Origin of the sequence: Pandoraea pnomenusa (assembly GCF_000767615.3) — a bacterium.
GTDB lineage: Bacteria > Pseudomonadota > Gammaproteobacteria > Burkholderiales > Burkholderiaceae > Pandoraea > Pandoraea pnomenusa.
The window spans coordinates 1567336-1592141 of the sequence record NZ_CP009553.3; the positions used below are offsets into that span (position 1 = coordinate 1567336).

Genomic DNA, 24806 nt, shown 5'->3' on the forward strand with positions numbered 1-24806 from the left:
TCCTTGGAACGCAAAGCGGCGGGCGGACCCCCGTCCGCCACACCGGCTTTGCGGATTCGACGCAAGGTCGATGACAGCTTTCTTGCATGGAGGACACGCGGTCCTCCCAGACTCGCCACCCTCGCCGTGGCACGCCGGGTGCTCATGGCGAAGGTCATGTGCCCGCGGCTCAGTGCTTCAGGCCGCCCTTGATCCAGTCGGCCGACTTCACGCCTTCGGGTGGGGTCACTTCCGCGATCGAGTACTGCTTCACGTCCGTCACGGTGACCTTGCCGTTCACGTTCTTCACCACGCCGAACGCGGTGCCCTGAGCGGCCTGGTGCCCCTTGCCCAGCGTGAGGCCGATCTTGCCGGCCGGTGCGTCGAAGCTGAGGTGCTCGAACGACGCGATGACCTGCTCCGGCGTGGGCTGCTTGCCGCCATTCGCGGCCTGCGCCTTCTCATAGGCCGCCTTGAGCGCGAGAAGGCTCTGGTTCATCTTGTAGGAGGGGTAGCTGGGCGTGTCGTTGAACTTCGCGCTGTAGGCGGCGCGCAGCCAGCGGTTCAGGGCGTTGTCCGGTGCGAACATGCCGTACATGCCGCGTGCGCCGATGATCACGCCGTCGGGCAGGCGCGTCTTGCCGTGCGTGGCCGTCTCGCCGGCGGTCAGCACCGTGAGCGACTTCTTGAACAGGTCGCGCGGGCCGGCCTGCACCACCAGACCTTCCAGATCGCCGCCCCAGAAGCTCGAGTGCAGCACGTCCGGGTGGGCGGCCAGCAGGCTCGAGATACCGGCGTTGTATTGACCGGCGCCGAGTTGCGGCATTTGCGAGCTCACGGCCTTCGCGTTCGGCTTGAGGACCTTCAGCGTGCCCTCGAAGTCGGCCCAGGCGTCCTGGCCCCAGGCGTAGTTCTGGTTGATGCCGGCGTACGTTTGCAGATCCGGCTTGCGCTCGGCCACGTAACGCGCCGCACCCACGTTATCCATCGTCGCGGTGGCGACCGGGCGGAACACATACTTGAAGCTCGCGTCTTCGAACACGCGCGGCGTGCCGCAATCGAAGAACAGCGTGACCTTCTTCATTTCCTCGGCGACCGGGGCAATCGCCAGGCAGTTGCCCGACGACGTGTAGCCGACCACATAGTCCACGCCCTGATTCAGCAGGTTGCGATATTCGCTCACCTGCTTGCTCGTGCTGCCCGCCTCGTCGATGTAGACGAGCTCGATCGGCGCACCGCCGAACCCCTTCGTTGCGTAAGGCGCGGGCACCTTGCCGGCATTGAGCTCGGCGGCGGTGACTTCGGCGGCATTCTTGGCCGGCACGCCGAACGGGCCCGCGGCCGCGCCCGACATGAACGTGACGATACCGATCTTGATCGGCTTGGCGTCGGCGTGCGCCGTGGTGGCAACCGAGGCGATGGCGGCGCCGGCCGCCAGTGCGAGGGCGAGCGGCTTCATGCCGCGCTGGATTACGCGCTTCATACGGGTTTCCTTTGGTGGTGTTGCGACTTGTCAGTCGATTTTTGGATTGACGGAGTTCTGGTGCCCCGGTGCGATGTCGGGGCCCGGCGTGCAAACGCTCAGGCCCGCGCACATCACACTTGCAGGCACAGGTACTTCAGTTCGAGGTATTCCTCGATGCCGTAGTGCGAGCCTTCGCGGCCCACCCCGGATTGCTTGATGCCGCCGAACGGCGCGACTTCATTCGAGATCAGGCCCGTGTTCAGGCCGACCATGCCGTACTCGAGCGCCTCGGCCGTGCGCCAGGCGCGCGCGATGTCACGGGTGTACAGATACGCGGCGAGGCCGAATTCGGTGTCGTTCGCGAGTGCGATCGCATCGACGTCGCGCGTAAAGCGGAACAGCGGTGCGACCGGCCCGAAAATCTCCTCGCGCGCCACGCGCATTTGCGAGGTGGCGTCGGCGATCACGGTCGGCGCGTAGTACGTGCCGCCCAGCGCATGCGCGTTGCCGCCCACGAGTACGCGGGCACCGCGCGACTTGGCGTCTTCGACCAGCGTCACGACCTTCTCCACTGCCTTGCCTTCGATGAGCGGACCGATGACCACGCCGTCTTCGAGACCATTGCCGACCTTCATCTCCGCCACGCGCGCGGCAAACTTCGCGGCGAAGGCGTCATAGATGCCGTCCTGGATATAGAAGCGGTTCGCGCACACGCAGGTCTGCCCGCCGTTGCGGTACTTGGCGGCGATTGCGCCCTCGACGGCCGCATCGAGATCGGCGTCGTCGAACACGATGAACGGCGCGTTGCCGCCCAGCTCGAGCGACAGCCGTTTCACCGTCGGCGCGCATTGCGCCATGAGCAGGCGGCCCACGCCCGTGGAACCGGTGAATGACAGCTTGCGCACCGTGGGGTGCGAGGTGAGCACACCGCCCACGGCACGCGCGTCGCCCGTGACGACCTGGAAAACGCCCGCCGGAATACCGGCGCGCTGCGCCAGCTCGGCCAGCGCAAAGGCCGACAGCGGTGTGAGCTCCGAGGGCTTCACCACGATGGCGCAGCCGGCGGCCAGCGCCGGCGCCACCTTGCGCGTAATCATCGCCGCCGGGAAATTCCACGGCGTGATGGCCGCGCATACGCCGACCGGTTGCTTGAGCGTTACCAGACGCTTGTCGGCCGCGGGCGTGGCGAGCACATCGCCGTCGACACGCTTGGCCTCTTCCGCGAACCACTCGATGAAGCTCGCGGCGTAGCCGATTTCTCCCCGCGCTTCGGCAAGCGGCTTGCCCTGTTCGCGGGTCATCAGATACGCCAGGTCCTCGGTGTTTGCCATCATCAGGTCGAACCAGCGGCGCAGCACGGTGGCGCGTTCCTTGCCGGTGCGTGCCGCCCAAGCCTTCTGGGCGGCTTCGGCGGCCACCACGGCCCGCGTGGTTTCTTCCGCGCCGAGCTCCGGCACCTTGGCCAGCACTTCGCCCGTGGCCGGATCGATCACGTCGAACGTCCTGCCGCTGTCGGCGGCAATCCATTGGCCGTCGACCCAGGCAAGGGTCTTGAACAGAGTGGGGTCTTTGAGTTGCATGGCTGGAATCGTGTGTTGGCGGAACGGCGCGCAGCAGTGTCTCGGGTTGTTGCTTGCCGTTCTATCTATTGAACGGTATTCTATGTATTGAATATGATTCTACGTATTGAACGTTTTAGGTGCAACTAAGGGGTTTTCCTAGGGCGGGATGAGAATCACTTGCCCGTACCATGCTGGCGGCGTGGCCCGTCGTCGGGAGCGCCGAATCCACCCCTGAAATTTCCCAAGCCGATTCCCGATTCATGCCCAAGCGCAAACTCGACGTCCCTGCCAACGCCTCCTCGTCCGCCACTGAAGCCGAACCGCTCAAGACCACGGCGCCTGCCGTGGTGCGCGCCGTGCACATCCTCGATGTGATTGCCGCGTCGTCCGAGCCGGTGGCGCTGGCCGACCTGGCGCGCGAGACGGGCGTGCCCAAGAGCACGCTGCACGGGTTGTGCGACACCCTGGTCAAGCTGCGGCTGGTCAAGCGCCATGCCAACGGGGGCATGACGATGGGGTCGTATGTGATGGGGTGGGCGAACGCCTTTCTCTCGCAGACCAATATCACCGAGGAGTTCCGCGCTGTCTGGGAAGCGTCGCGGGCGTTCGCGCAGGAAACCGTGACGCTGTCCGTGCTCGACGGCGCCGAGGTGATCTACCTGGCCTGTCACAACGGCAATCGCCCGCTGGGTGTGACGTTTCGCATCGGCATGCGATTGCCGGCGCCGTACACGGCCACCGGAAAGGCCATGCTCTCGACGTTGCCGCCCGGCGAGGCGGCCGATCTGCTCGCCGGCGCCTGGCCCGCACCGCTCACGCGTGCGAGCGTGGCGACATATCCGGCGTTGGCCGAAGAGATGGCGCAGGTGCGCCGCGACGGGTATTCGATCGACAACGGCCAGATGCGTGAAGGCATGATCTGCTTCGGCGCCCCGGTGTTCGACGCCAGCGGCGAGCGTGCCGTGGCGGGCCTCGCCGTGAGTTTCCTGACCAACGAGATCGACGCCGAGACCGGGCGCCGCATCGGGCGCCAGATGCGCGAACTTGCCGATCAGCTTTCGGTCCGGCTGGGCGCGCCAGCCCGCCGATAAGGCATGTCAGCGTGGCGCCAGCCGCGCGTCAGGCGGGCGTTGGCTGGCCGACAGCGTGGTGCGGCCACTGGATTGTTATCTTTAGCGGAACAGTCATGTTCAGTTATGCGGGCTATTCCCTAGGGGTTATCACTGGCATCATCTGGCCTTGACCGATGTCCAGACAAGCCAGAGGAAGCGTAGGGAAGCGCGATCCCGGCGGTGCCATGGGGCGGACATCCACTAGGGAAGCACTACGCCATGTCCAATATCGCAATCGTTTATTACTCGCAGGGCGGCGCAACCGCCATGATTGCCCATTCGGTGGCCCAAGGTGTGAACGACGCCGGCGCGCACGCGCAGTTGATCAGCATCGAGCCGCATCAACTCGTTGACGGCCAGTGGCGCGACGACGCCACGCTCGCGCGCCTGGCCAATGCCGACGCCATTATCTTCGGCGCACCGGCGTTTCAGGGCGGTATCGCCGCACCGTTCAAGGCGTTCGCCGACGCCACGACCCGGTGGCGCGCGCGCAGTTGGCGCAACAAGGTCGCGGGTGGTTTCTCGTTCAGCTATCGACCTGGTGACGAAAAGCGCAACACGCTCGACTATTTCGCGGCGCTTGCCGGCCATCACGGCATGGTCTGGGCCGATACGCAGATGTCCGATGAGCCTGGACCGACCGCCAGCGAATTGCGCGAGCCTGGCGATTTCCCCGTCGCCACCGCACCGGGCGTGGACGTCGACGCGGCTTATGCGCTCGATCCGGCCGATGTGATCGCCGGCAAGCAGTATGGCCGCAACGTGGCGGCGCTCGTGGCACGTCTGGCGGGAGAGGTTCTGGAATCGCCGGCTGTGCTGGCGCGTCGGGCGCTGAAGGAAGCCGAACGGCGTCTTTGAGCGATGTGGGCGGGCGCCGGGCCGGGCACGAAGTGCGTGCGTTGAATGTCGGAAAACGACGAGAAACGAAGAGAAACGACGAGAAACGACGAGAAACGACGAAAGGGCGCGTCACGGCGCGGCATAAGGGAGGGCGTAAGGGCGGGCAGACATGCCGGCCCTTGCGCCCTTTTTCATGGGGCGCGCCGATTCAGTTGGCGGGAGCGTCGCCCGACGGCTCGGCGTGGATCTGCAACACGGCATCACGCTTGGCCAGCAGGTGCTTGCGCAGGATTTCGCCCAATCGCTTGCCGTCGTGCTTTTCCAGAGCGTCGATCATCTGCTCATGCTCGGCAATGGCGCGATCCCATTTGTCGGCATGGAAGTTCGACCGAAAGCGCAACGCCATGAGACGACGGTTGATGGACACGTAAGTCTGGCGTAACGCCCCGTTGCGCGCGGCTTCGTTGATGCGGTCGTGAATGGCCTGATTGCGCGCGTAGTAGCCCGGCAGGTCCTGTTGGGCACGGCACGCGAGCATCGCGTAGTGCAGCGCCTTGATCTCGGCGAGCTCGACGGGTGTCATGCGCTCGGCCGCCAGCTCGCCGGAAAACGCCTCGAGCGCGCTCATCAGCTCGAACATCTCCCGAATCTCCTTCTCGGTCATGCGCGCCACGCTTGCCCCGCGATTCGGCGCGATCTCGATGAGTCCCTCGGCGGCGAGCACCTTGAACGCTTCGCGCAGCGGCGTGCGTGAAATGCCGAGGGTCTCGCACAGCTCGCGCTCATTGAGTTTCACCCCCGGCGAGAGCACCCCCTCGATGATGAGGCGGCGCAAGTGCTCGACGACCGTGTCGTGCAGGCGCAAACGCTCCACACGCGGGATCTCGGGCGCGGCAATCGTCGACGTGTTTTCCATATTTTGCATTCAAAATCATCGAGCCTTCATGGTCGCGATTGTAACGCACGGTGTCCGGATGCCGTATCGCTAGGGTAAACGACTGTATTAAAAGCGCTTCTCGGCCCTTGCGAAAGCCATGGTCTCTGCTAAAGTATTTTGCATGCAAAATTCAAAAGCGGATTTTTCAAGAGGAGAGAGACGTTCATGCTGAAGCTCGATTTCCACCCCTCGGGTCGCCATTTCCTGCAGATTCCGGGGCCGAGTCCGGTGCCCGATCGTATTCTGCGCGCCATGAGCTATCCGACCATCGATCACCGGGGGCCGGAATTCGGTGCTCTGGGGCGCAAGGTGCTCACTGACATCAAGAAGATCTTCAAGACCGAACAACCGGTGGTGATCTACCCGGCATCGGGCACGGGGGCATGGGAGGCCGCGCTGTCGAACACGCTTTCGCCGGGGGACCACGTGCTCATGTTCGAGACGGGGCACTTTTCCACGCTGTGGAAGAAGATGGCCGAGAACCTCGGCCTGAAGCCGGAGTTCATCGGTCTGCCGGGCACCGACGGATGGCGCCGCGGCGTGCAGCCGGACATGATCGAGGCGCGCCTGCGCGCCGACACGGCCCATGACATCAAGGCCGTGTGCGTGGTGCACAACGAAACCTCGACCGGGGTGACCTCGGACATCGCGGCGGTACGGCGCGCCATCGACGCCGCCGGCCACCCGGCGCTGCTGCTCGTCGACACGATCTCGGGGCTCGGCTCGGCGGACTACCGTCACGACGAGTGGGGCGTGGACGTGACCGTCTCGGGTTCGCAAAAGGGGCTGATGCTGCCGCCGGGCATCAGCTTCAACGCGGTCTCGGCCAAGGCGCTCGAGGCCGGCAAGCATGCAAGGCTGCCGCGCGCGTTCTGGGGCTGGCAGGAAATCATCGAGGCGAACAGGAACGGCTACTGGCCTTACACGCCGAACACGAATCTGCTGTACGGCCTGTCCGAGGCGCTCGACATGATTCTGGAGGAGGGGCTGGACAACGTGTTCGCACGTCACCAGCGTCTGGCCGAAGCCACGCGCCGTGCGGTGCGTGCGTGGGGGCTCGAGATCCAGTGCCAGGACCCGGCCGTCTACAGTCCGGTGCTCACCGGCGTGGTCATGCCGCAGGGCGTGGACGCCGACGACGTGCGCAAGCGCATCTATGAGCGCTTCGACATGTCGCTCGGCCAGGCCCTGGGCAAGATTCGCGGCACGATGTTCCGCATCGGGCATCTGGGCGACTGCAACGATCTCACGCTCATGGCCACGCTGGCCGGTTGCGAAATGGGTTTGCAGATTTCCGGCGTGAAGCTCGCCGGTTCCGGCGTGGTGGCCGCGATGGACTATCTCGCGCAGGCCAAGGCCGCGCCGTCGCTCAAGGCCGCCGCCTGACGTGCCGTAGTCCTAAGCATCAAGGGACACGAGAGGAAGCGAGGGCCGCCGGTTCCAGGCGGCCCCCTTGCAGTGAATGCTTGACCTGTCATTCGGGTGATACAGGACCTCACGACAGAAAGGTCCGTGCCCGGCAACACCTCTTGCGTTGCCCGCATGCCGCGGGCGCGCTTCACAGGATGTTTCAGGAGACAATGCAATGAAGCTTTTCAGAGCGACAAGGGTCGTGCTGGTGATGCTATGCGTCATGTATTTCATCACCTACCTCGATCGCGTCAACGTCAGCACGGCCGCGGCCGGCTTCGGCAAGGAATTCAACCTCAACAAGACCGAAATCGGTCTCGTATTCTCCGCATTCGCCTATCCCTATCTCGTCTTCCAGATCATCGGCGGCTGGGTGAGCGATCGCTTCGGCGCGAAGCGCACGCTGCTCATATGCGGCGGTCTGTGGGCCGTCGCGACCATTCTCACCGGCATGGCCGGCGGTCTGGTCACGCTGTTGCTCGCGCGCTTGCTGCTCGGTCTGGGCGAGGGGGCCACGTTCCCGGCCGCCACGTCGGCCATGTCGCGCTGGGTCTCCAAGGACAAGCGCGGCTTTGCGCAAGGCATCACCCACGCGGCCTCGCGTATCGGCAATGCCGTGGCGCCGGCCGTGGTGGTATTCATCATGACCACGCACGGCTGGCGCGAATCGTTCTACCTGTGCGGGATCGTGAGCCTGGTCTGGGTCGCGGTGTGGGGCTTCACCTTTACCGAGCGTCCGCAGGATCATCCGCGCATCACGCCCGAGGAACTGGCCGTGCTGCCGGCGCTCAAGGCCAAGAGCCAATCGGTGCCCTGGGGCCCGCTCTTCAAGCGCATGATGCCCGTGACGATCGTTTATTTCTGCTACGGCTGGACGCTGTGGCTGTTTCTGTCGTGGATTCCGCAGTACTTCCTGCACAGCTATGACCTCGATCTGAAGAAGTCGGCGCTGTTCGCCTCGAGCGTGTTCTTCGCCGGTGTGGTGGGGGACACCCTCGGCGGTATCGTGACCGACAAGCTGTACGAGCGCACTGGCAGTCTCAAGCGCGCCCGAAGCTGGATGGTCTCGGTGTGCATGCTGCTTACGCTGATCTCGCTCGTGCCGATGATGTTCACCCACCATCTGTACGTGTCGATGGCCTGCCTCGCCTGCGGCTTCTTCTTCGCCGAAATGACGATCGGACCGATGTGGGCGATTCCGATGGACGTCGCACCGGAATACTCGGGCACGGCCAGCGGCATGATGAACACGGGCTCGGCCCTGGCCGCCATCCTCTCGCCGGTGCTCTCGGGCTACCTCATCGATCGCACCGGGAACTGGGAACTGCCGTTCGTGGGCAGCATGGTCCTGATGGCCGTGGGCGTGGTCCTCGCCTTCCGCATGCAGCCGGAGAGCAAGTTCTCGATGGCGGGCGACGCCGCCGCGAGCAACGTGCGCCAGCCCGCCTGACGTGTCGCTCAGGTGTGTCTCACGTGCGTCTGGCCTGCGCCAGACGCACGTCGGAGCGCAGGATGACCGGTCGACCTTCCGATTCGCCTTGTCGCCAGGCGAGCGCGGCACCGGGTCGTATCCTGCCGCGCAGCGCCTGCCGGCGGCGATCCTCGTGAGCGCCCGGCAGGCCCGCCGCATCCCGATGGCCGCGCCGCTGGGGCGGCCAGTTCAATGCCTGCAAATTTGCGCAATCTCATGAATTCCCAATCGAACGCCAACGCCGGCCTCGTGGGCCAGCCCGTGCATCTGATGCCGATGCGGCGCGCCGGTGTCGCCATCACGCCGCTTCAGGATCGTCTGCGCCGCGAGTTGCGCGGCGACGTGCTTTTCGATCGCGCGAGCCGTGGCCGCTATGCCACGGATGCTTCGATCTACCAGATATTCCCCGTCGGCGTGGTGGTGCCGCGCGATCAGGACGATCTGCTTCGCGCCCTGGACATCGCCCGCGACCAGAACGTGCCGGTGCTCGCGCGCGGCGCGGGCACGAGCCAGTGCGGCCAGACGATCGGCGAAGCGCTTGTCATCGACAACAGCAAGTGGCTCAATCGCGTGGTGGCGTTCGATGCCGAAGCCCGCACCGTGACCGTCGAGCCGGGCATCGTGCTCGATCATCTCAATGCGTGGCTCAGGCCGCATGGGTTGTGGTTTCCGGTGGATGTGTCGACGGCCGCGCAATGCACCATCGGCGGCATGGCGGGCAACAACTCATGCGGCTCGCGTTCCATCGAATACGGCAACATGGTGCACAACGTGTTGTCCATCGACGCGGTACTCGCCGACGGCGCGCAATTGCATTTCGGGTCGCTGCATGCGCCGCCGGCCGACGCGCGCACGAAGGCGCTGCTCGCCGCCGTGCGCGAGATCGCGATGCGCGAGCGCGACGAGCTACGTGAGCGCGTGCCGCGCGTGCTGCGCCGCGTGGCGGGCTACAACCTCGACCTGTTCGACTGCCTCAACCCTCGCGCCTACACCGACGACGGGGTGGCGAATCTCTCGCATCTGCTGGTCGGCTCGGAAGGCACGCTGGCGTACAGCCGCCAGATCACGCTCAGGCTTGCTCCGTTGCCGACGCACAAGACGCTCGGGGTGGTGAACTTCCCGACGTTCTACCAGGCGATGGATCTCACGCAGCACATCGTCCGGCTGGGGCCGGTGGCGGTGGAGCTGGTCGATCGCACGATGATCGACCTGGCGATGGACAACGCGGCGTTTCGCCCGGTGATCGAGAAGGCGCTCGTAGGCGATCCGCAGGCAATCCTGCTGGTGGAATTCGCCGGGGACGACGCCACCGCGCTGCGCGCCCGGCTCGACGATCTCGCCACTCTCATGGCCGATCTCGGCTTGCCCGACAGTGTGGTGAAGATGCCCGACGCGGGGCCGCAGAAGGCGCTCTGGGAAGTGCGCAAGGCAGGGCTGAACATCATGATGAGCATGAAGGGCGACGGCAAACCGGTGTCCTTCATCGAGGATTGCGCGGTGCCGCTCGAACATCTGGCGGAGTACACGCGGCGCCTGACCGAAGTGTTTCATCGCAACGGCACCGAGGGCACCTGGTACGCCCACGCGAGCGTGGGCACGCTGCATGTGCGACCCATCCTCGACATGCGCCGCGACGGCGCGGTGAAGATGCGCGCGATCGCCGAGGAGGCGGCGGCGCTCGTGCGCGAGTACAAGGGCGCCTACTCGGGCGAGCACGGCGATGGCCTGTGTCGCGGCGAATGGGTGGCCTGGCAGTACGGGCCGCGCATCAACGCGGCGTTCGGCGAGATCAAGCAACTGTTCGATCCCGACAATCGCTTCAATCCGGACAAGATAGTGCGTCCGCCGAAGATGGATACGCGCGAACTCTTCCGCTTCGCGCCCGGCTATGCCGCGATGCCGGTGACGCCCGCGCTCGACTGGACCGCCTGGAACGTGAAGCGCGACGCGCTGAGCGGCGAGCAGTCCGCGTCCGATACCGGCGCCGATGCGACGCACGGCCTGGCATCGGCCGTCGAGATGTGCAACAACAACGGGCATTGCCGCAAGTTCGACGCCGGCACGATGTGTCCGAGCTATCGTGTCACGCGCGACGAACAGCACGTCACGCGCGGTCGGGCGAACACGCTGCGGCTGGCGATCTCGGGGCAGTTGGGCGACGACGGACTGGCCGGCGACGACGTCAAGGCGGCGCTCGATCTGTGCGTGTCCTGCAAGGGTTGCAAGCGCGATTGCCCGACCGGCATCGACATGGCGCGCTTCAAGATCGAGGCACGTCATGCGCGCGCGAAACGCCATGGTGTTTCGTTCCGCGACAAGCTCATCGCCTATCTGCCGCGTTATGCCCCGTGGGCCAGCCGCGTGGGCGGGTGGCTAGACGCGGCGCAGCGGCTGCCGGGCAACACCGCGCTCAGGCGCTGGCTTGGCCTTGCGCCCGAACGTTCGGTGCCCGCGCTGAAGCCCTCGTTCCTGTCGACGCAGTCGCCGCTGAACGCGTCCGTCGCATCCACCGCATCGCTCGCCGGTCGGCGCGAGGTGGTCCTCTTCGTCGACACGTTCAACAATTACATGGAGCCGGAGAACGCTCGCGACGCAAAGCGCGTACTCGAAGCGGCCGGCTACGTCGTGCACGTCAACCGGCGCGAGGGCGAGCGCCCGCTGTGCTGCGGCCGCACGTTCCTGGCGGCCGGTCTGGTCGACGAGGCGAAGACCGAGGCGCGGCGTCTGCTCGACGCGGTGATGCCGTTTGTCGAACGCGGTGTGCCGATCGTGGGGCTCGAACCGTCGTGCCTGTTGTCCCTGCGCGACGAGGTACTCGGTTACGGCTTTGGCGAGGCCGCGCGCAAGGTGGCCGACAACGCGTTTCTTTTTGAGGAGTTTCTGGTTCGCGAGAAGGCAGCGGGGCATTTCGACGTGGCGTGGCAGGCGCTGCCCGACGGCGTCGGCGAGGCGTTGGTGCATGGTCACTGCCATCAGAAGGCGTTCGACGCGTATTCGCCCGTGACGGCGGTGCTTGGTTGGGTGCCGGGGCTGAAGGTATCATCGATCGAGTCGTCATGCTGCGGCATGGCGGGCAGCTTCGGCTACGAGGCGGAGCACTATGACACGTCGCGCGCGATGTCCGAACTGACGCTGCTGCCGGCCATCCGGCAGCGGGGCGCGAACACCATCGTCGTGGCGGACGGCACGAGTTGCCGGCATCAGATCCACGACGGGGCGAACGCGCGGGCGATGCATGTGGCGTGTGTGCTCGCCCGGGCGCTGCCTGCTTGATGTCCGCGTGATGTCCGCGCGATGTCCGCGTTTTCCGCGAACCCCTTGAAAGGATTGTGATGTCCGATTCAGTCAATTCGGTGTCGTCGCCGGCGAGTGTCGCCGGCCCCTTGGCGGTGCCACCGGTCGCTCAGGCGGGGGACTCGCTCGCCGAGGTCGCCACGCCGTCGTTGCTCCTAGATCTCGACGCCTTCGACGCGAACGTGGCGCGCATGGCCAGCGCCGCGTCGGCGCGCGGCGTCGCGGTACGTCCGCACGCCAAGGCGCACAAGTCCGTGACGATTGCGCGCGCCCAGGTCGCCGCGGGCGCCGTTGGCGTTTGCTGCCAGAAACTCACCGAGGCGATTCCGTTCGTCAACGCCGGGATCGGCAGCATTCACATCAGCAACGAATTCGTGGGGCAGGCGCGTGTGGCACTGGCCGTGGCGATGGCCGCGCGTGTCTCGCTTTCCGTCTGCGTCGACGACGTGCGACAGGTGGCGCCGCTTGGCAAGGCGGCGCAGCGCGCGGGGGTGCGCATTGCCGTGTTGCCCGAGGTGGACGTGGGACAGGGGCGGTGCGGCGTCGATTCGACCGAAGCGCTCGGCCGGCTGGTCGACGCCATCGACCATTACGAGGGCCTGCGCTTCGGCGGTCTGCAGGCGTATCACGGCAGCGCACAGCATATTGCCAATTGGGACGAGCGCCGCGATACGGCGCGGCGTGCCGCCGATCAGGCGAGCGCGTATGTGCGGTTTCTGGCCGCGCGCGGGATTGCGTGCCCGGTGGTCACGGGCGGGGGGACGGGCACGGCGGAGTTCGATATCGAGAGCGGTGTGTACACGGAGATCCAACCGGGGTCCTATGTGTTCCTCGACGGTCATTACGGTTCGCTGGAGTGGCGCGACGACTGGCGTTTCCGTCACGCGCTGTTTCTCGCATCCACGGTCATGAGCACGGCGCGCGCGGGCATCATCGTTTGCGATGCAGGGCTCAAGAGCGTGGCAACGGATTCCGGTCTGCCGCGGTTCTGGTCGTCGCAGCAGGCGGGGCAGCCGCAGTACCGCACGGCCTCGGACGAGCATGGCGTGCTGGCCCTGGCGTCGCCGCACGAGGACGGGGCGGGCTGGCTCGGCGAGCCGATTCTGTTGGTGCCGGGGCATTGCGACCCGACGGTCAACCTCTATGACCGGTACGTCGTTGTACGGCATGGGCGGGTCGAGGGCGTTTGGCCGATCGAGGCGCGCGGCCTGAGTCAGTAAGCCGATACGTCGAGGTGCCACGGTGCCGCGTGGCTTGAGGCGTTGCGCAAGATGTACCGTCTCATGGCAATGCGATGTGGGGAAGTCAGAGACTCACGCGGGCGTATCGCCAGGCCGCTGCAAAATATTTGTGGCGGGGGCTTCCCAAGATCGAAAAAGCAGGCTATAGTCTCACTTCTTCGCCGTACGGGGGTATAGCTCAGCTGGGAGAGCGCTTGCATGGCATGCAAGAGGTCAGCGGTTCGATCCCGCTTACCTCCACCAAAACGGAAGACTTTAGGTCCCCTTCGTCTAGAGGCCTAGGACATCACCCTTTCACGGTGAGTACAGGGGTTCGAATCCCCTAGGGGACGCCAGATTCAGCGGCGTGTGTCTCGGAAAGCTCCGAAACACGACGCAAGATCGGACGTCGACAAACGCGCCTGGTTTCACGACCAGGCGCGTTTTGTTTTTTCAGCGCACCGGCGTGCTGGCTGTCTCGCCGACGACCGTCTTCCATGGCCGCACGCGCCACGATTTCACCAGACCATTCACCACATACGGGTCCGACTTCGCGAAGGCTTCCGCGACGACCGGCGACTCGCCCCTGAACAACAGGGCCGCCGTGTCGACGGGATCTTCCAGGGCGCCCGCAAGCAGCAATTCGCCCCGGTCGGCCGTTTGCCAGGCAAGCGACAGATGCGCCTCGCGGAATTGCCCGCGGCGTTCGAGATAGTCGTCGACCAGGTCGTATATCAGCAGGTAATGCATGTCGATGTCTCCTTGGGAATCGGTGCCGTACGTCGCCATTATCGGTAAAACGCCGACGGTGGTACGCCAAAATGCCGCTTGAACATCGCGGCGAACGCGCTCTGGCTCGCATAGCCGTGATCGAGCGCCACATTCACGATCTTCTCTCCGCGCGCGAGCGCTTCCAGCGCCTGGAGCAGTCGCGCCTGTTGCCGCCAGCGACCGAACGTCATGCCCGTCTGCGCGGCGAAGCGCCGTTGAAAGGTCTTGCCTGAGAGCCCCGCGTCATTGGCCCACGCGTCGATGATCGTGTCGTCGCCGGGCGTTTGCATCAGTTGCTCGCATACCCGCACGAGACGGGCGTCGCGCGGCCACGGCAAGTAAAGCGGCAGCACCGGCAGCGCGATCAACTCGTCGAGCAACAGTCGCATGAGCCGTGCGTCGCGCGAGTCCGGTGCATAGTCGGGCGCAATGTCGATGGCCGAGAGAATCAGCTCGCGCATGAGCGGCGTGATTTCCACCACGCAACTGGCCTGCGGCAACGGCTGCGTATCCGGTTCGACGAACACGGTGCGCATCTTTACATTGCCGCTCATGCGCACCGTATGCTCGAGCCCCGCCGCCAGCCACACCCCGCGGGTGGGCGGCACGACCCAGCGTCCCGACGCCGACGCAATGATCATCACGCCTTCGATGGCGTACAGCAACTGCGCGCGGCGGTGCGAATGCGACGCAATGAATGCATTGTGCGCGTAATCGACCGCCATGGCCGCCATCGGCATGGGTGTGTTTTCGAAACGCAGATGATCGGTATCCCGCATATGCCGCATATGCCGCATATGCCGCATATGCCGCATATCCCGCGATGACGGATGAGCGCTCACACGGATGTCCTTTTTCAGGCAGGTTTGGAGATTTTAGCGTGAGACGCCCAGTGCGACATGGTTGACGATGAGGCTTCCCTCTCACCTTCACGTTCGCGGAAAATCGTCATGGGGTACTACCTGTATCCGCTCGGCGCCATGTTGTTGTGGGCCGGCAATGTCATCGTCTCCAAACTCTCGGCCACGACCATTGCGCCGTCGGCCATCACCTTTTATCGATTGGTGCTCGCATTGGCGGTCATGACGCCATTCGTCATCCAGGCGCTCCTGCGCAACTGGACAAACTTGCGCCCGCATCTGGGCAGGCTCGCATTTCTCGGGTTCCTGAGCATGTCGTTCTACCAGAGCCTGTCGTATCTCGCGGCGCACAGCACCACGGCGACCAACATGGCCATCGTGACGGCGCTCGCACCGTTGCTCACGCTGCTCTGGAGTGTCGTGCTGCTGCGCGAGCCGCCCACTCTCGGCATGCTCGTCGGCGGGCTGCTCTCACTGGTGGGGCTGATCTACCTCATCGCGCAGGGACAGCCGTCGCGCCTGCTCGACGGCGGTGTGCACCTCGGCGACATGCTGATGTTGATCGCGTCGGCCTCGTATGGGCTCTACAGCGTGCTGCTGCGACGCTGGCACGTCGATGTGCCGCCCGCACAGTCGACGTATGTGCAGGCCTGGGCGGCGCTCGTGACGATGATCCCGATGCTCGCGTTCGTGCCTGCCGGACAGGCGCAGCTCAACGCCGCGACGGTGCCGCTGGTCCTGTACGCGGGTTTGGGCGCCTCGATCCTGTTGCCGATTCTGTGGATTCGGGGCATCCGCCATCTTGGACCGAACCGTTGCAGCATGTTCATCAACGTGTTGCCTATCATGACAGCGGGTATCGCGGTCGTGTTGCTGGGTGAGCACTTGCACACGTTCCACGTGATCGGTGGTGGCGTCGCCCTGATCGGCGTCTTCATCGCGCAGCGCTGGCAGCGCCCCTTGCCAGGCTTGCGCACGGTGGCTGACGAGGTGGCCGACGATTCGGACGAAGTCCCTGCGTGAGTCCGTACGCCGCGCCCTTGCATCACGTGGTATCTCTCGGGGCGTGGCGCAACGCAGGGCGGGGCGTGTCAGGACAGGGCGCCGACCGGACTTACGGGTTTCGCACTGCGACCCCGTAAGTGCTCACTATGCGACGGTCCTGTTCTTCGGCCGAGAAGGCTTCCCAGAGCAGGCCATTGCAGTCGGTGCTGCTCGAATACTCAGGCGCGTCGTCGTCCTCGAAGCCCACGTGTCGCAATTCTCCGGCGCGGGCGGGCGATTGATTGATCGAGAAGTTCAGCAGATCGGTGCGCCACATGGCGTAGGCGCCGGGCACCACGGCGGCGGGAGACATGCCGAGACGTACGGAGTAATCCTTGATGGACTCGTCGAGATCGCGCACGGCGAGAGCGATGTGAAAGCGTTTCATGGGGGTCCTTTGACGATGGGCAGAGGGAAGCATCGGCGCGGTGTGAGTGCCCGCTAGCGGGCGCGCCGTGCATCGATGTAGCCCATCATAGGGACGGTTGCGAAACGCAGCCAGACGGTGGCTTATCCCGGTATCCGGAGTGACGGGATGGCCGGATATCGCCCGGGCGGGCCGTCGTTCCCCGTGGCGGTGTATCTCGTGACGCAGTCGCCGTCCGACCCGGACGCCGTCGTCGGGTGCTGATCCGGGCCAAGGAGGATCGGCGTGCGCGGTGAGCGTGCGCTTACTGGGGGCGCCGGAATTCGTTGTCGACCCACGCCCGCGCGCTGTTGCGCGAGAGCTTGAATGTCGGCGGCACCTTCACCGAGGCGAGGGTCTCGCCGAACCGGTCGACGGCGCTGAGCATGGCATACGGATCGTATTCGTCGGGCACGATGTCGAGCGTGACGTCGATATCGCCATCGGGGCCGTCAACGCTCACGCGCTTGTGCAACTGCGCGTGCAGTTGCTGCTCGTGACGACGCAGCACTTCCGCCGCCGTCTTGACCAACGTGTGGAACGCGCCGGCGTCGAGCGGCTTCGGGTTCTTCTTGTCTCGCCCCATCGTCCAGGGGCCCACGAGTGCGGGCTCCGACTGCCCGTCCCGGTACATGGCGACGGCCCAGCCATCGTCGTCCTCGTTCTTCACGACCTTTGCCGTCCAGCCGTCGTCCCGCCAAAGACGGTCTTCGTGGAGCGTGTCCTGGTTGTCGGAGGCGTCATCGGAGAGGGAGGAGCGGTCGTGTGCGTTGGCGGTCACTGTCGGTGAAATCGTGGCTGGGGGATGAGAGGGATACGTCGCGATGAAGTCCGCGCGGGGCGGACGACAGTGCGCATGCGGTAAAGGATGCAATTTTACCGCGTCCGGCCGAGGCGCGGACGCCGCACCGCTACTCGTTGGCGCACGCCAGCGCGACGAGTAGCGCCACTGGCAGGAGCACGCACCAGAAACCGGCGCCGTGATAGGCGAAGCCACCGAACACGGCCCCCACCGCGAACGCGGCCAAGGCCGGCAGCATCTTGCGCAGTCGGGCGCGCGCAGCCTTGTCGTCGCCGCAGTTGCCGCTCGCGAGCTCTACGATGTCGATCACGATCTGCGTGGTGTTGCCGGTCATGATCGTGGTCGGGGCGAGGTCGGCGAGCACGAGTCGCCCGAGGGCGTTCTGGATGGCGAGCGCGGCCACGCCGAACATGCCCGAGAGGATCGCGAGCGGTGCGTCGGCGGAGACGATGGGCTGTGCCGCCATGCCGACGATCATGAAACCGAGCAGCAGCGCCGTCTGCATGCAGAGCAGCAGGCGCAGCGGCCGGCGGTCGGTGCGCGAATACGCCTGCACGATCAGTTTCACGAGGGCGACGAAGATCACGAACACGGGCAGCGCCAGCAGTTTGGCGAACACGCCGACGTGGGTGGCGGCGACGAGTTGCACACCGATCATCACGAAGTTGCCGGTCACGTGTGCGGTAAAAAGGCCGAACAGCGCGATGAAGCCCACGACGTCGATGTAGCCCGCCACGAACGCAAGCGACATGCCGATGGCGGTGGGTTTGGAAAAATGGCCGACCCAGGTGCGCGCTAGCGTGGCGGCCTCGGTCGGCGTGGGGATGTGGCGGGGGGTACCCATGGCGGCTCCTCTGACGACTTCCGTTGCGGATGCAGGCATCGCGCACCCGTCGCGACGCGCGCGGGTGCCGATCAAGCATAGCATCGCGTCGCGGCGTGGGGCGCCGCGCGCGCCTGCCATGGTGCAACGTACCGACGTGCCGCTCCACCGTCAAAAGGTCTTATTGCGCACCGGGGCATTTCCCTCTTTCGCCGGGGCGAGCGCGGACGATGGCGGACGAGGGCGAACGCGCATCGGCGATGCGTCGCAGCGTTCCGGCTGCGCCGCGACCGCCATGCGTCATGCGTCATGCGTCATGCGCGGGGGATGTCGGCGCGTCGTTCGACGGCACGTATCGCGTCGAACGTTTCCCGCGTGCGAACCATTTCGGTGACGATGATCGCGAGGTTCATGGCGTTGCGCCCCGCGCGCGCGGCGGCTTCGTCGTTTGCGCACGTCTCGAAGTACATCTTCTCCACCTGGCGGTCGACCTGATACGCGAAGTCGCCCTCGGCGTCGTTGCGATGCAGTCCGAACCATTCCAGGGCGCGAACCAGTTCCGGCGATCGCACCAGATAAAGCCATTGCGAGTTGAGCACCGAGTCGGCGGTCCTGTCGTGCAGGAGGCCAACGCCGAAATCGTGAAACTCGGCGGCCACCGGCAGATCCTGATACCGCAGCGAAAGCAGCAGGCGGGCGGTGTCGTCGGGCGTCAGCGTCTCGGAGGCGGTGAGACCGCGCCAATCGTCCTTCACTTCGATCCGATGATCGGCGACGCGAAACGCGGGCGCCTCGTTTTCCCCGACACAGAAATGAAGCTGGTCGCGATGCGCGGGCGCAACGTACCCGATGAGCTCGAGAAACGCATCGAACTGCGCTTGCGCGTTCGGGGCGTTGGCCAGACGGAAGATTGCCAGCTTGGCGTCTTCCTTGTGGGTGCCGAGGAACCAGTCCTTGATGCGGCCCCAAAGGCTGCGGACTTCGGCCTCGCTGCGCGCCCTGGTGCAGGTGTCGATGGCTTGCGCGCTGAGGGTGCGGGGCGTGCTGCCTGCCAGGGTGATGGGTGCGGCCATATCCTCAAGACTCTCCTGTTGCAGTGGGGGGGGGGGAGGGGGGCGGCCCCCCGAGGGGGGCGGGGGGAATCGAAACCGGGCGTCAATGTCGACGCCGAAGTCGGCGTCGATCCTGGCGTCAATCCCGGCATCAATCCCGGCGTCAATCGCGCTGTCTTACCGCGGAGGTCAGCAGCACGAGCGTCGAGGCGTATTCTGAGAATCGATGAGCGTCGCTGTGCGACGCCCCGCCCGCCAGGAGCGTTTCGCGCACAAAATCGGTGACAAAGGGGTTGATCCTCATTTGTTCACTGTCCCGATGCATGCCGAGCACGTGCATCGCATCGAGGAGCGCGGGCATGCCGAACATGTGCCCGCGCGCCGCCTTGTGGAGCTGAGCGGGCGTCGCATCCGGTCCCAGCAGATCGAGATGGAGGCCTGCATGACTCATGCCCTCGATCACGCGATGATCGTCGTGCGTGAGCGTCATCAGCACCCGGCAGCTGTCTTCGATGCTCAGTGCCGGGCTTTGCTGCAGAAACGCCTCGGCATCGGTCTGCATCATGATGCGGTCGCCGCCGATCTGGAAATCGAGCCCATGGGCGCTCGCGATGTTCCACTTCAGAACCGAGCCGTGCTCAGGGGACACGTAGCGCGTGAGGTCGGCGAACGCCCTGAACTGTGTCTCGGTGTCCTGCGCATTGGCCAGCCTGAAGATGGCCAGCTTGGCGTCTTCCTTGTGCGTGCCCATGAAGAAGTCCTTGATCCTTCCCCACAGGCTGGTGAGTTCCTTCTCGCTCGGCGCGCTCGCGTACCGGCCGATCTTGTCACTGTCGATTATCCGCTCGAAATGTCCGGCGAGCGCAATGTGGCTTGGGGTCACAGAGGTAGTCATGTGAGGTTGGGTATCCTGGGTCGCAGCGCCGGCGGGCACTTGGGGAAGGTCATCCATGGGCGGACGGCAAACGCCAATGTCCGCCCCGAGGATTGTCGCGAGATCAAACGCCCATGGATTCCAGAAATCGTCCCGTGCACGGCGAGAATTCCGGGGCACTGATAGCATGTGGCTTTGCTCGACGCATCGGTCTCCCACGTTGCGTCGTTGCCATCCACCGAGGAGTCCTGCGACGTCGATTTCCCTTTACCGCGCCACTATCCCCGTCTACCTGCGCGGCCTGACCGTCATGGCCGACTACATCAAGAAGGCGCGCATGCATTGCGAGACCCGGGGGCTCGATCCGGCGACGATCCTTCAGGCAAGACTCGCGCCCGACATGCTCGACTTCGTCGCGCAGGTCCAGCGAGTGAGCGATACGGCAAAGTTCGCTGTGGCGCGTCTGACGGGGCTGGAGTCGCCGAAGTTCGACGACAACGAGACGACGTTCGACCAGTTGCGCGATCGCATCGCGAATACCGAGGCGTTCATTGCGGGCGTGCTCGAAGACCGCTTTGACGGCGCCGATTCGCGGCAGATCACGCTGAAGTTCAAGGAATACCAGACCACGATGGACGCGGTCGATTACCTCCTGAAGTTCGCGTTGCCGAACTTCTATTTCCATGTGACGACCACGCACGACATTCTGCGGGCACAGGGGGTGGAGGTCGGCAAGACCGACTATCTGGGGCCGTTCGAGATGGAGAAGATCCCGGCGTGATGTCGGGGATCGAAGGCAAGCCCCGCCGCCCATGAGGGCGGCGGGTGCCGGGGGGGGGGCGGGTACGAAGGCGTCTCGACCCGGGTCGCGGGCGCCGCGTGTCAGCGTGTGGCGATCGGCAGGTACATGCGCAGTTCGTCCTGAAAGCGGTTGCCCACGCGCATGGCATCGGGTTCCCGGCCGATCTCGACGAAACCGAAGGACTGGTACAGGGCGATGGCCGCGCGGTTGTCGGCGCTCACCTGCAGCGTGACGTGACGCAAGCCTGGCTGCGAGCGTGCGAGGGCGAGTGCGGCGTCGACCAGTGCACGGCCAATGCCGCGCCCCGTCGCATCGGCCTGCACGTACATGCCCCATAGAAAGCCGACGTGCGCGAACTTCGGGCGCGGCTGCCGCCCGAGGCCAAGCACGCCGACCAGACGGTGGTGCCCGAACGCACCGAAGACACCGCTCTCGGGCCGTGCCGTCAGCCATTCACGCACGCGCGCCAGCGGCCAGTCTTTCTCCTCCTCATAGCTCGAACCGAACGCCTCGGGGTGCGCCTGCAACCCGGCGAGTCGCAGTGCCTGAAAGGCGGGCGCATCGGTCGGCACGAGCCGTCTCACGTCGACGCCGGACGGTGGTGCCGTCATGGCAGGCGCGGCTCCATCATGGCCAGCACCGTGCGTGCGGCCTCCTCGGACGAGGCCGGATTCTGGCCGGTCACCAGCCTGCCGTCGCCGACCACATGCGATTGCCAGTTGCCACCCTTCTCATACAGCCCGCCCAGGCGCGTGAGTTCGTCTTCCACGAGAAACGGCACCACGTCGGTCAAACCGACGGCGTCTTCCTCTTCGTTCGTGAAGCCTGTCACGCGTCGCCCGCGCACGAGCGGCTCGCCGTTTTCGCCGCGAACCTGCCGCAGCACGCCCGGTGCGTGGCAGACGAACCCGATGGGTTTGCCGGCGCGCTCGAAGGCTTCGATCAGGTGGATGGAGTTGGGGTCCTGCGCCAGGTCCCAGAGCGGGCCGTGGCCGCCCGGGTAGAACACGGCATCGTAGTCGTCGGCTTTGACGTCGGCCAGCCGGAGCGTGTTGGCCAGCGCCTTTTGCGCTTCGGGGTCCTCGCGGAAGCGGCGCGTGGCGTCGGTCTGGGCGTCGGGCGCATCGCTCTTCGGGTCGAGCGGCGGCTGACCGCCGGCCGGTGAGGCCAGTGTGACGTTGAGCCCTTCGTCGATGAAGACATAGTAGGGCGCGGCGAATTCTTCCAGCCAGAAGCCGGTTGCCTTGCCGGTGTCGCCGAGGCGGTCGTGCGAGGTCAGAACCATCAGGATGTCCATGAAGCATCTCCCTGTAGAGTCGGCCATGCGGCTCATTTTACCTGTCATGCGCGGGCGTCGCAGGCGACGGCGTGTTGCCGCACAGGTTCCCTTTTCCTGGCCGACGCGATGCTTCGGCGCGGAGGGCGCCGACGGTCGTCTTGTGAGCGGAATTCACACGAAATCGCAATCGAATTCGATTTGCGGCGCCGCGCGGCTCGGCTATGCTGGTGCGGATGCGGGCCCCGCCCGCCGCCGTCCTCTTTTCCGACCCGGCAGAAACTGCCAGTTCCGTGGAGCAAGACATGCAATTGATTGGAATGCTGGATTCCCCGTACGTGCGTCGTGTGGCGATCTGCCTGAAGCTGCTGGGGCTTCCCTACGAACATCGCTCGTTGTCGGTGTTCCGTACGTTCGACGAATTCTCCGCGATCAACCCGGTTGTCAAGGCGCCCACGCTCGTGGCGGATGACGGCACGGTCCTCATGGATTCGACGCTCATCCTTCAGTACCTGGAATCGCTGGTCGACGCCGAACGGCGCCTGGTGCCGATGGCGCCCGAGGCCAGGTTGCGCGCGCTGCGACTCACGGGCCTCGCGCTCGCCGCATGCGAGAAATCGGTGCAACTCGTCTATGAGCGTGAATTGCGCCCGAGCGAGAAGCGCCACTCGCCATGGACCGATCGCGTGCGCACTCAATTGCATGCAGCGTTTCAGGCCCTGGAGCTGGAGTTGGCACAGGTGCCGCTCGTGGCCACGCCGGACCAGATCGGCGAGCACGGTGTGACGGTGGCGGTCGCGTGGCGTTTCCATCAATTGATGCTGCCGGAGATCGATTTCGGCGATCAGTTTCCCGAGTTGGCCAATTTCTCCGCGCAGGCCGAGGCGCTGCCGGCCTTCCGGGAGACGCCGCCGCTGTAACGCGTGCCGTGCGCGGGTGGGCATGCACCGCGATCGACAAAAAAAGCCGGACGGCAAACCGTCCGGCTTTTTGCGTTGCGCGTCGCATTGGGGCGCTGCGCCGCGGCGGATCAGCTCTTGAGTCGGTACCCCGTCTTGAACATCCAGGCGACGACGGCGAGGAAAACGGCGAGGAAAACGAGCGTCATGCCGAGACTCACGCCGACGCTCACGTCGGCCAGCCCGTAGAAGCTCCAGCGAAATCCGCTGATGAGATACACCACCGGATTGAACAGCGTGACGGTACGCCAGAACGGCGGCAGGATGCTCGTCGAGTAGAAGCTGCCCCCGAGGAACGTGAGCGGCGTGATGATGAGCAGCGGCACGAGTTGCAGTTTTTCGAAGCCGTCGGCCCAGATGCCGATGATGAAGCCCAGCAGACTGAAGGTCACCGCGGTGAGCACCAGGAACAGAATCATCCACAGCGGATGCTCGATGCGCAGCGGCACGAAGAGTGCCGCGGTGCCCAGCATGATGACGCCCAGAACGATCGACTTCGTGGCCGCCGCGCCGACATAGGCGCACACGATTTCCATGTACGACACCGGCGCGGAGAGCACCTCGTAGATCGTGCCGGTGAAGCGGGGGAAGTAGATGCCGAACGACGCGTTGGTCACGCTCTGCGTGAGCAGCGAGAGCATGATCAGCCCGGGCACGATGAACGCACCGTACGGCACACCCTCGATCTCGGGAATGCGCGAGCCGATGGCCGCGCCGAATACCACGAAGTACAGCGAAGTCGAGATGACCGGCGAGATGATGCTCTGCATCAGCGTGCGACGCGTGCGCGCCATCTCGAAGTTGTAGATCGCCCTGACGGCGTAGAGATTCATGGCGCGACTCATCCTTCTTTCTTGTGCACGAGCGAGACGAAGATGTCTTCGAGCGAGCTCTGCGTCGTGTGCAGATCCTTGACCGAAATCCCGGCGCGTTCCATGTCGCGCAACAAGGCGGCGATAGACGTCTGTTCGATGTTCGCGTCGTACGAGAAGACCAGTTCGGTGCCGTTATCGTTGAGCACGAGCCCGTAGGCGGCGAGGGCGTCGGGCACGGCGGACAGCGGCTCGGTCAGTTGCAGCGCGAGCTGCTTGCTGCCCATGTGGCGCATGAGTTCCGTCTTCTCCTGCACGAGCGTGATCTGACCGCCGGTAATGATGCCAATCCGGTCGGCCATTTCCTCGGCTTCTTCGATGTAGTGCGTGGTCAGGATCACGGTCACGCCGGTCTCGCGCAGCGACTGCACGAGGCGCCACATGTCGCGCCGCAGCTCGACGTCCACGCCCGCGGTGGGTTCGTCAAGGAAAAGCACACGTGGTTCGTGCGAGAGCGCCTTGGCGATCAGCACGCGCCGCTTCATGCCGCCCGAGAGCTGCATGATGCGGCTGTCCTTCTTTTCCCAGAGCGAGAGCGCGCGCAGCACCTTCTCGATGTAAGCCGGATTCGCGGGCTTGCCGAACAGGCCGCGCGAAAACGAGACGGTGGCCCACACCGACTCGAACGAGTCGGTCGTCAGTTCCTGCGGCACCAGACCGATGGCTTCACGCGCGGCACGATAGTCCGTGATGATGTCGTGGCCGTCGACGGTCACGGTGCCCGAGCTCGGGCGCACGATGCCGCAGATGGTGCTGATGAGGGTCGTCTTGCCGGCGCCGTTCGGGCCGAGCAGGGCGAAGATCTCGCCGCGTTCGATTTCCAGGTTGATGTTCTTCAGCGCCTGGAATCCGCTCGCGTAGGTCTTCGACAGATTCTGGATTGAGATCACGGATGGCATGGCGGCGACGATAGCACAGGCGTGAGAAACACGTGAGGCAGACGTAGGGCAGCCGTGGAGCACGCGCGCAGGGTTG

23 protein-coding genes and 2 tRNA genes are annotated in these 24806 nt (G+C 65.2%); 11 read left to right on the forward strand and 14 right to left on the reverse strand.

Annotated features, from left to right (window positions below; translation table 11 throughout):
* Positions 1-169 precede the first annotated feature (169 nt).
* Together LV28_RS31170 and LV28_RS31175 are read right to left on the reverse strand one after the other, a co-directional pair.
* On the reverse strand, positions 170-1462 hold the full coding sequence (locus tag LV28_RS31170) for an ABC transporter substrate-binding protein (protein WP_023594983.1): 1293 nt from the start codon (positions 1460-1462) through the stop codon (positions 170-172).
* Positions 1463-1575: 113 nt separating this feature from the next.
* Positions 1576-3024 (reverse strand): NAD-dependent succinate-semialdehyde dehydrogenase, encoded by a 1449-nt coding sequence (locus LV28_RS31175; RefSeq protein WP_025250489.1) that lies wholly within the window; start codon positions 3022-3024, stop codon positions 1576-1578.
* A 242-nt stretch (positions 3025-3266) separates the two neighbouring features.
* Between LV28_RS31175 and LV28_RS31180 the strand changes: the two genes are divergently transcribed.
* Positions 3267-4097 carry an IclR family transcriptional regulator gene (locus tag LV28_RS31180; protein WP_024788864.1) on the forward strand — a complete coding sequence of 277 codons (831 nt, stop codon included), beginning with the start codon at positions 3267-3269 and terminating at the stop codon, positions 4095-4097.
* 240 nt (positions 4098-4337) lie between these two features.
* Positions 4338-4976 carry a flavodoxin family protein gene (locus LV28_RS31185; protein WP_023594986.1) on the forward strand — a complete coding sequence of 213 codons (639 nt, stop codon included), beginning with the start codon at positions 4338-4340 and terminating at the stop codon, positions 4974-4976.
* Positions 4977-5166: 190 nt separating this feature from the next.
* Here the strand turns inward: LV28_RS31185 and LV28_RS31190 are convergent, their stop codons facing one another.
* On the reverse strand, positions 5167-5883 hold the full coding sequence (locus tag LV28_RS31190) for a GntR family transcriptional regulator (protein ID WP_023594987.1): 717 nt from the start codon (positions 5881-5883) through the stop codon (positions 5167-5169).
* Positions 5884-6060: 177 nt separating this feature from the next.
* Here LV28_RS31190 and LV28_RS31195 point away from each other — a divergent pair, with 177 nt between their 5' ends.
* From LV28_RS31195 to LV28_RS31225, 6 genes are all read left to right on the forward strand, one after another.
* Positions 6061-7281, forward strand: coding sequence for a pyridoxal-phosphate-dependent aminotransferase family protein (locus tag LV28_RS31195; protein WP_038618287.1), 1221 nt, complete (start codon positions 6061-6063; stop codon positions 7279-7281).
* 199 nt (positions 7282-7480) lie between these two features.
* Positions 7481-8755, forward strand: coding sequence for an MFS transporter (locus tag LV28_RS31200; RefSeq protein ID WP_023594989.1), 1275 nt, complete (start codon positions 7481-7483; stop codon positions 8753-8755).
* 237 nt (positions 8756-8992) lie between these two features.
* The gene (locus tag LV28_RS31210) at positions 8993-12049 is read left to right on the forward strand and encodes an FAD-binding and (Fe-S)-binding domain-containing protein (protein WP_038621368.1); all 3057 of its coding nucleotides are present in this window, start codon (positions 8993-8995) and stop codon (positions 12047-12049) included.
* A gap of 59 nt (positions 12050-12108) precedes the next feature.
* Positions 12109-13290 (forward strand): DSD1 family PLP-dependent enzyme, encoded by a 1182-nt coding sequence (locus tag LV28_RS31215; RefSeq protein ID WP_024788866.1) that lies wholly within the window; start codon positions 12109-12111, stop codon positions 13288-13290.
* A gap of 188 nt (positions 13291-13478) precedes the next feature.
* Positions 13479-13554: transfer RNA gene (locus tag LV28_RS31220), tRNA-Ala, on the forward strand.
* Between the two features lie 16 nt (positions 13555-13570).
* Positions 13571-13646 (forward strand) — tRNA-Glu (locus LV28_RS31225).
* A 97-nt stretch (positions 13647-13743) separates the two neighbouring features.
* Here the strand turns inward: LV28_RS31225 and LV28_RS31230 are convergent.
* Entirely contained in the window at positions 13744-14040 is a 297-nt protein-coding gene (locus tag LV28_RS31230; protein ID WP_023871902.1) for a YciI-like protein, read from the reverse strand.
* Positions 14041-14078: 38 nt separating this feature from the next.
* Entirely contained in the window at positions 14079-14840 is a 762-nt protein-coding gene (locus tag LV28_RS31235) for an AraC family transcriptional regulator (protein ID WP_023871901.1), read from the reverse strand.
* Positions 14841-15011: 171 nt separating this feature from the next.
* Between LV28_RS31235 and LV28_RS31240 the strand changes: the two genes are divergently transcribed.
* Positions 15012-15944, forward strand: a complete 933-nt coding sequence (locus LV28_RS31240) for a DMT family transporter (RefSeq protein WP_048806412.1) — start codon at positions 15012-15014, stop codon at positions 15942-15944.
* 91 nt (positions 15945-16035) lie between these two features.
* On the opposite strand, the gene LV28_RS31245 is transcribed toward LV28_RS31240, so the two are convergent.
* From LV28_RS31245 to LV28_RS31265, 5 genes are all read right to left on the reverse strand, one after another.
* Entirely contained in the window at positions 16036-16353 is a 318-nt protein-coding gene (locus LV28_RS31245; RefSeq protein WP_023594996.1) for a VOC family protein, read from the reverse strand.
* A gap of 283 nt (positions 16354-16636) precedes the next feature.
* Positions 16637-17152, reverse strand: a complete 516-nt coding sequence (locus LV28_RS31250; RefSeq protein ID WP_023594998.1) for a hypothetical protein — start codon at positions 17150-17152, stop codon at positions 16637-16639.
* Between the two features lie 130 nt (positions 17153-17282).
* Complete coding sequence (locus LV28_RS31255) at positions 17283-18017, reverse strand: YoaK family protein (protein ID WP_023594999.1); 735 nt, start codon at positions 18015-18017, stop codon at positions 17283-17285.
* 293 nt (positions 18018-18310) lie between these two features.
* Positions 18311-19069 carry a hypothetical protein gene (locus LV28_RS31260; RefSeq protein ID WP_023871899.1) on the reverse strand — a complete coding sequence of 253 codons (759 nt, stop codon included), beginning with the start codon at positions 19067-19069 and terminating at the stop codon, positions 18311-18313.
* 142 nt (positions 19070-19211) lie between these two features.
* A complete protein-coding gene (locus LV28_RS31265; RefSeq protein ID WP_147291577.1) occupies positions 19212-20000 on the reverse strand; it encodes an SGNH/GDSL hydrolase family protein in 789 nt (262 codons plus the stop codon).
* A 142-nt stretch (positions 20001-20142) separates the two neighbouring features.
* Between LV28_RS31265 and LV28_RS31270 the strand changes: the two genes are divergently transcribed.
* Complete coding sequence (locus tag LV28_RS31270) at positions 20143-20703, forward strand: DUF1993 domain-containing protein (protein ID WP_255315227.1); 561 nt, start codon at positions 20143-20145, stop codon at positions 20701-20703.
* Between the two features lie 101 nt (positions 20704-20804).
* Here LV28_RS31270 and LV28_RS31275 read toward each other — a convergent pair whose 3' ends face one another.
* Both LV28_RS31275 and LV28_RS31280 read right to left on the reverse strand, forming a co-directional pair.
* Entirely contained in the window at positions 20805-21335 is a 531-nt protein-coding gene (locus LV28_RS31275) for a GNAT family N-acetyltransferase (RefSeq protein WP_038618279.1), read from the reverse strand.
* A complete protein-coding gene (locus tag LV28_RS31280) occupies positions 21332-22021 on the reverse strand; it encodes a type 1 glutamine amidotransferase domain-containing protein (protein WP_023595004.1) in 690 nt (229 codons plus the stop codon). Before LV28_RS31280 ends, LV28_RS31275 begins: the two co-directional genes overlap by 4 nt.
* A gap of 284 nt (positions 22022-22305) precedes the next feature.
* Here LV28_RS31280 and LV28_RS31285 point away from each other — a divergent pair, with 284 nt between their 5' ends.
* Positions 22306-22920, forward strand: coding sequence for a glutathione S-transferase (locus LV28_RS31285; protein ID WP_023871897.1), 615 nt, complete (start codon positions 22306-22308; stop codon positions 22918-22920).
* Positions 22921-23030: 110 nt separating this feature from the next.
* Here LV28_RS31285 and LV28_RS31290 read toward each other — a convergent pair whose 3' ends face one another.
* Together LV28_RS31290 and LV28_RS31295 are read right to left on the reverse strand one after the other, a co-directional pair.
* Complete coding sequence (locus LV28_RS31290) at positions 23031-23792, reverse strand: ABC transporter permease (protein ID WP_023595006.1); 762 nt, start codon at positions 23790-23792, stop codon at positions 23031-23033.
* 8 nt (positions 23793-23800) lie between these two features.
* On the reverse strand, positions 23801-24730 hold the full coding sequence (locus tag LV28_RS31295; protein ID WP_023595007.1) for an ABC transporter ATP-binding protein: 930 nt from the start codon (positions 24728-24730) through the stop codon (positions 23801-23803).
* Positions 24731-24806: the final 76 nt, after the last annotated feature.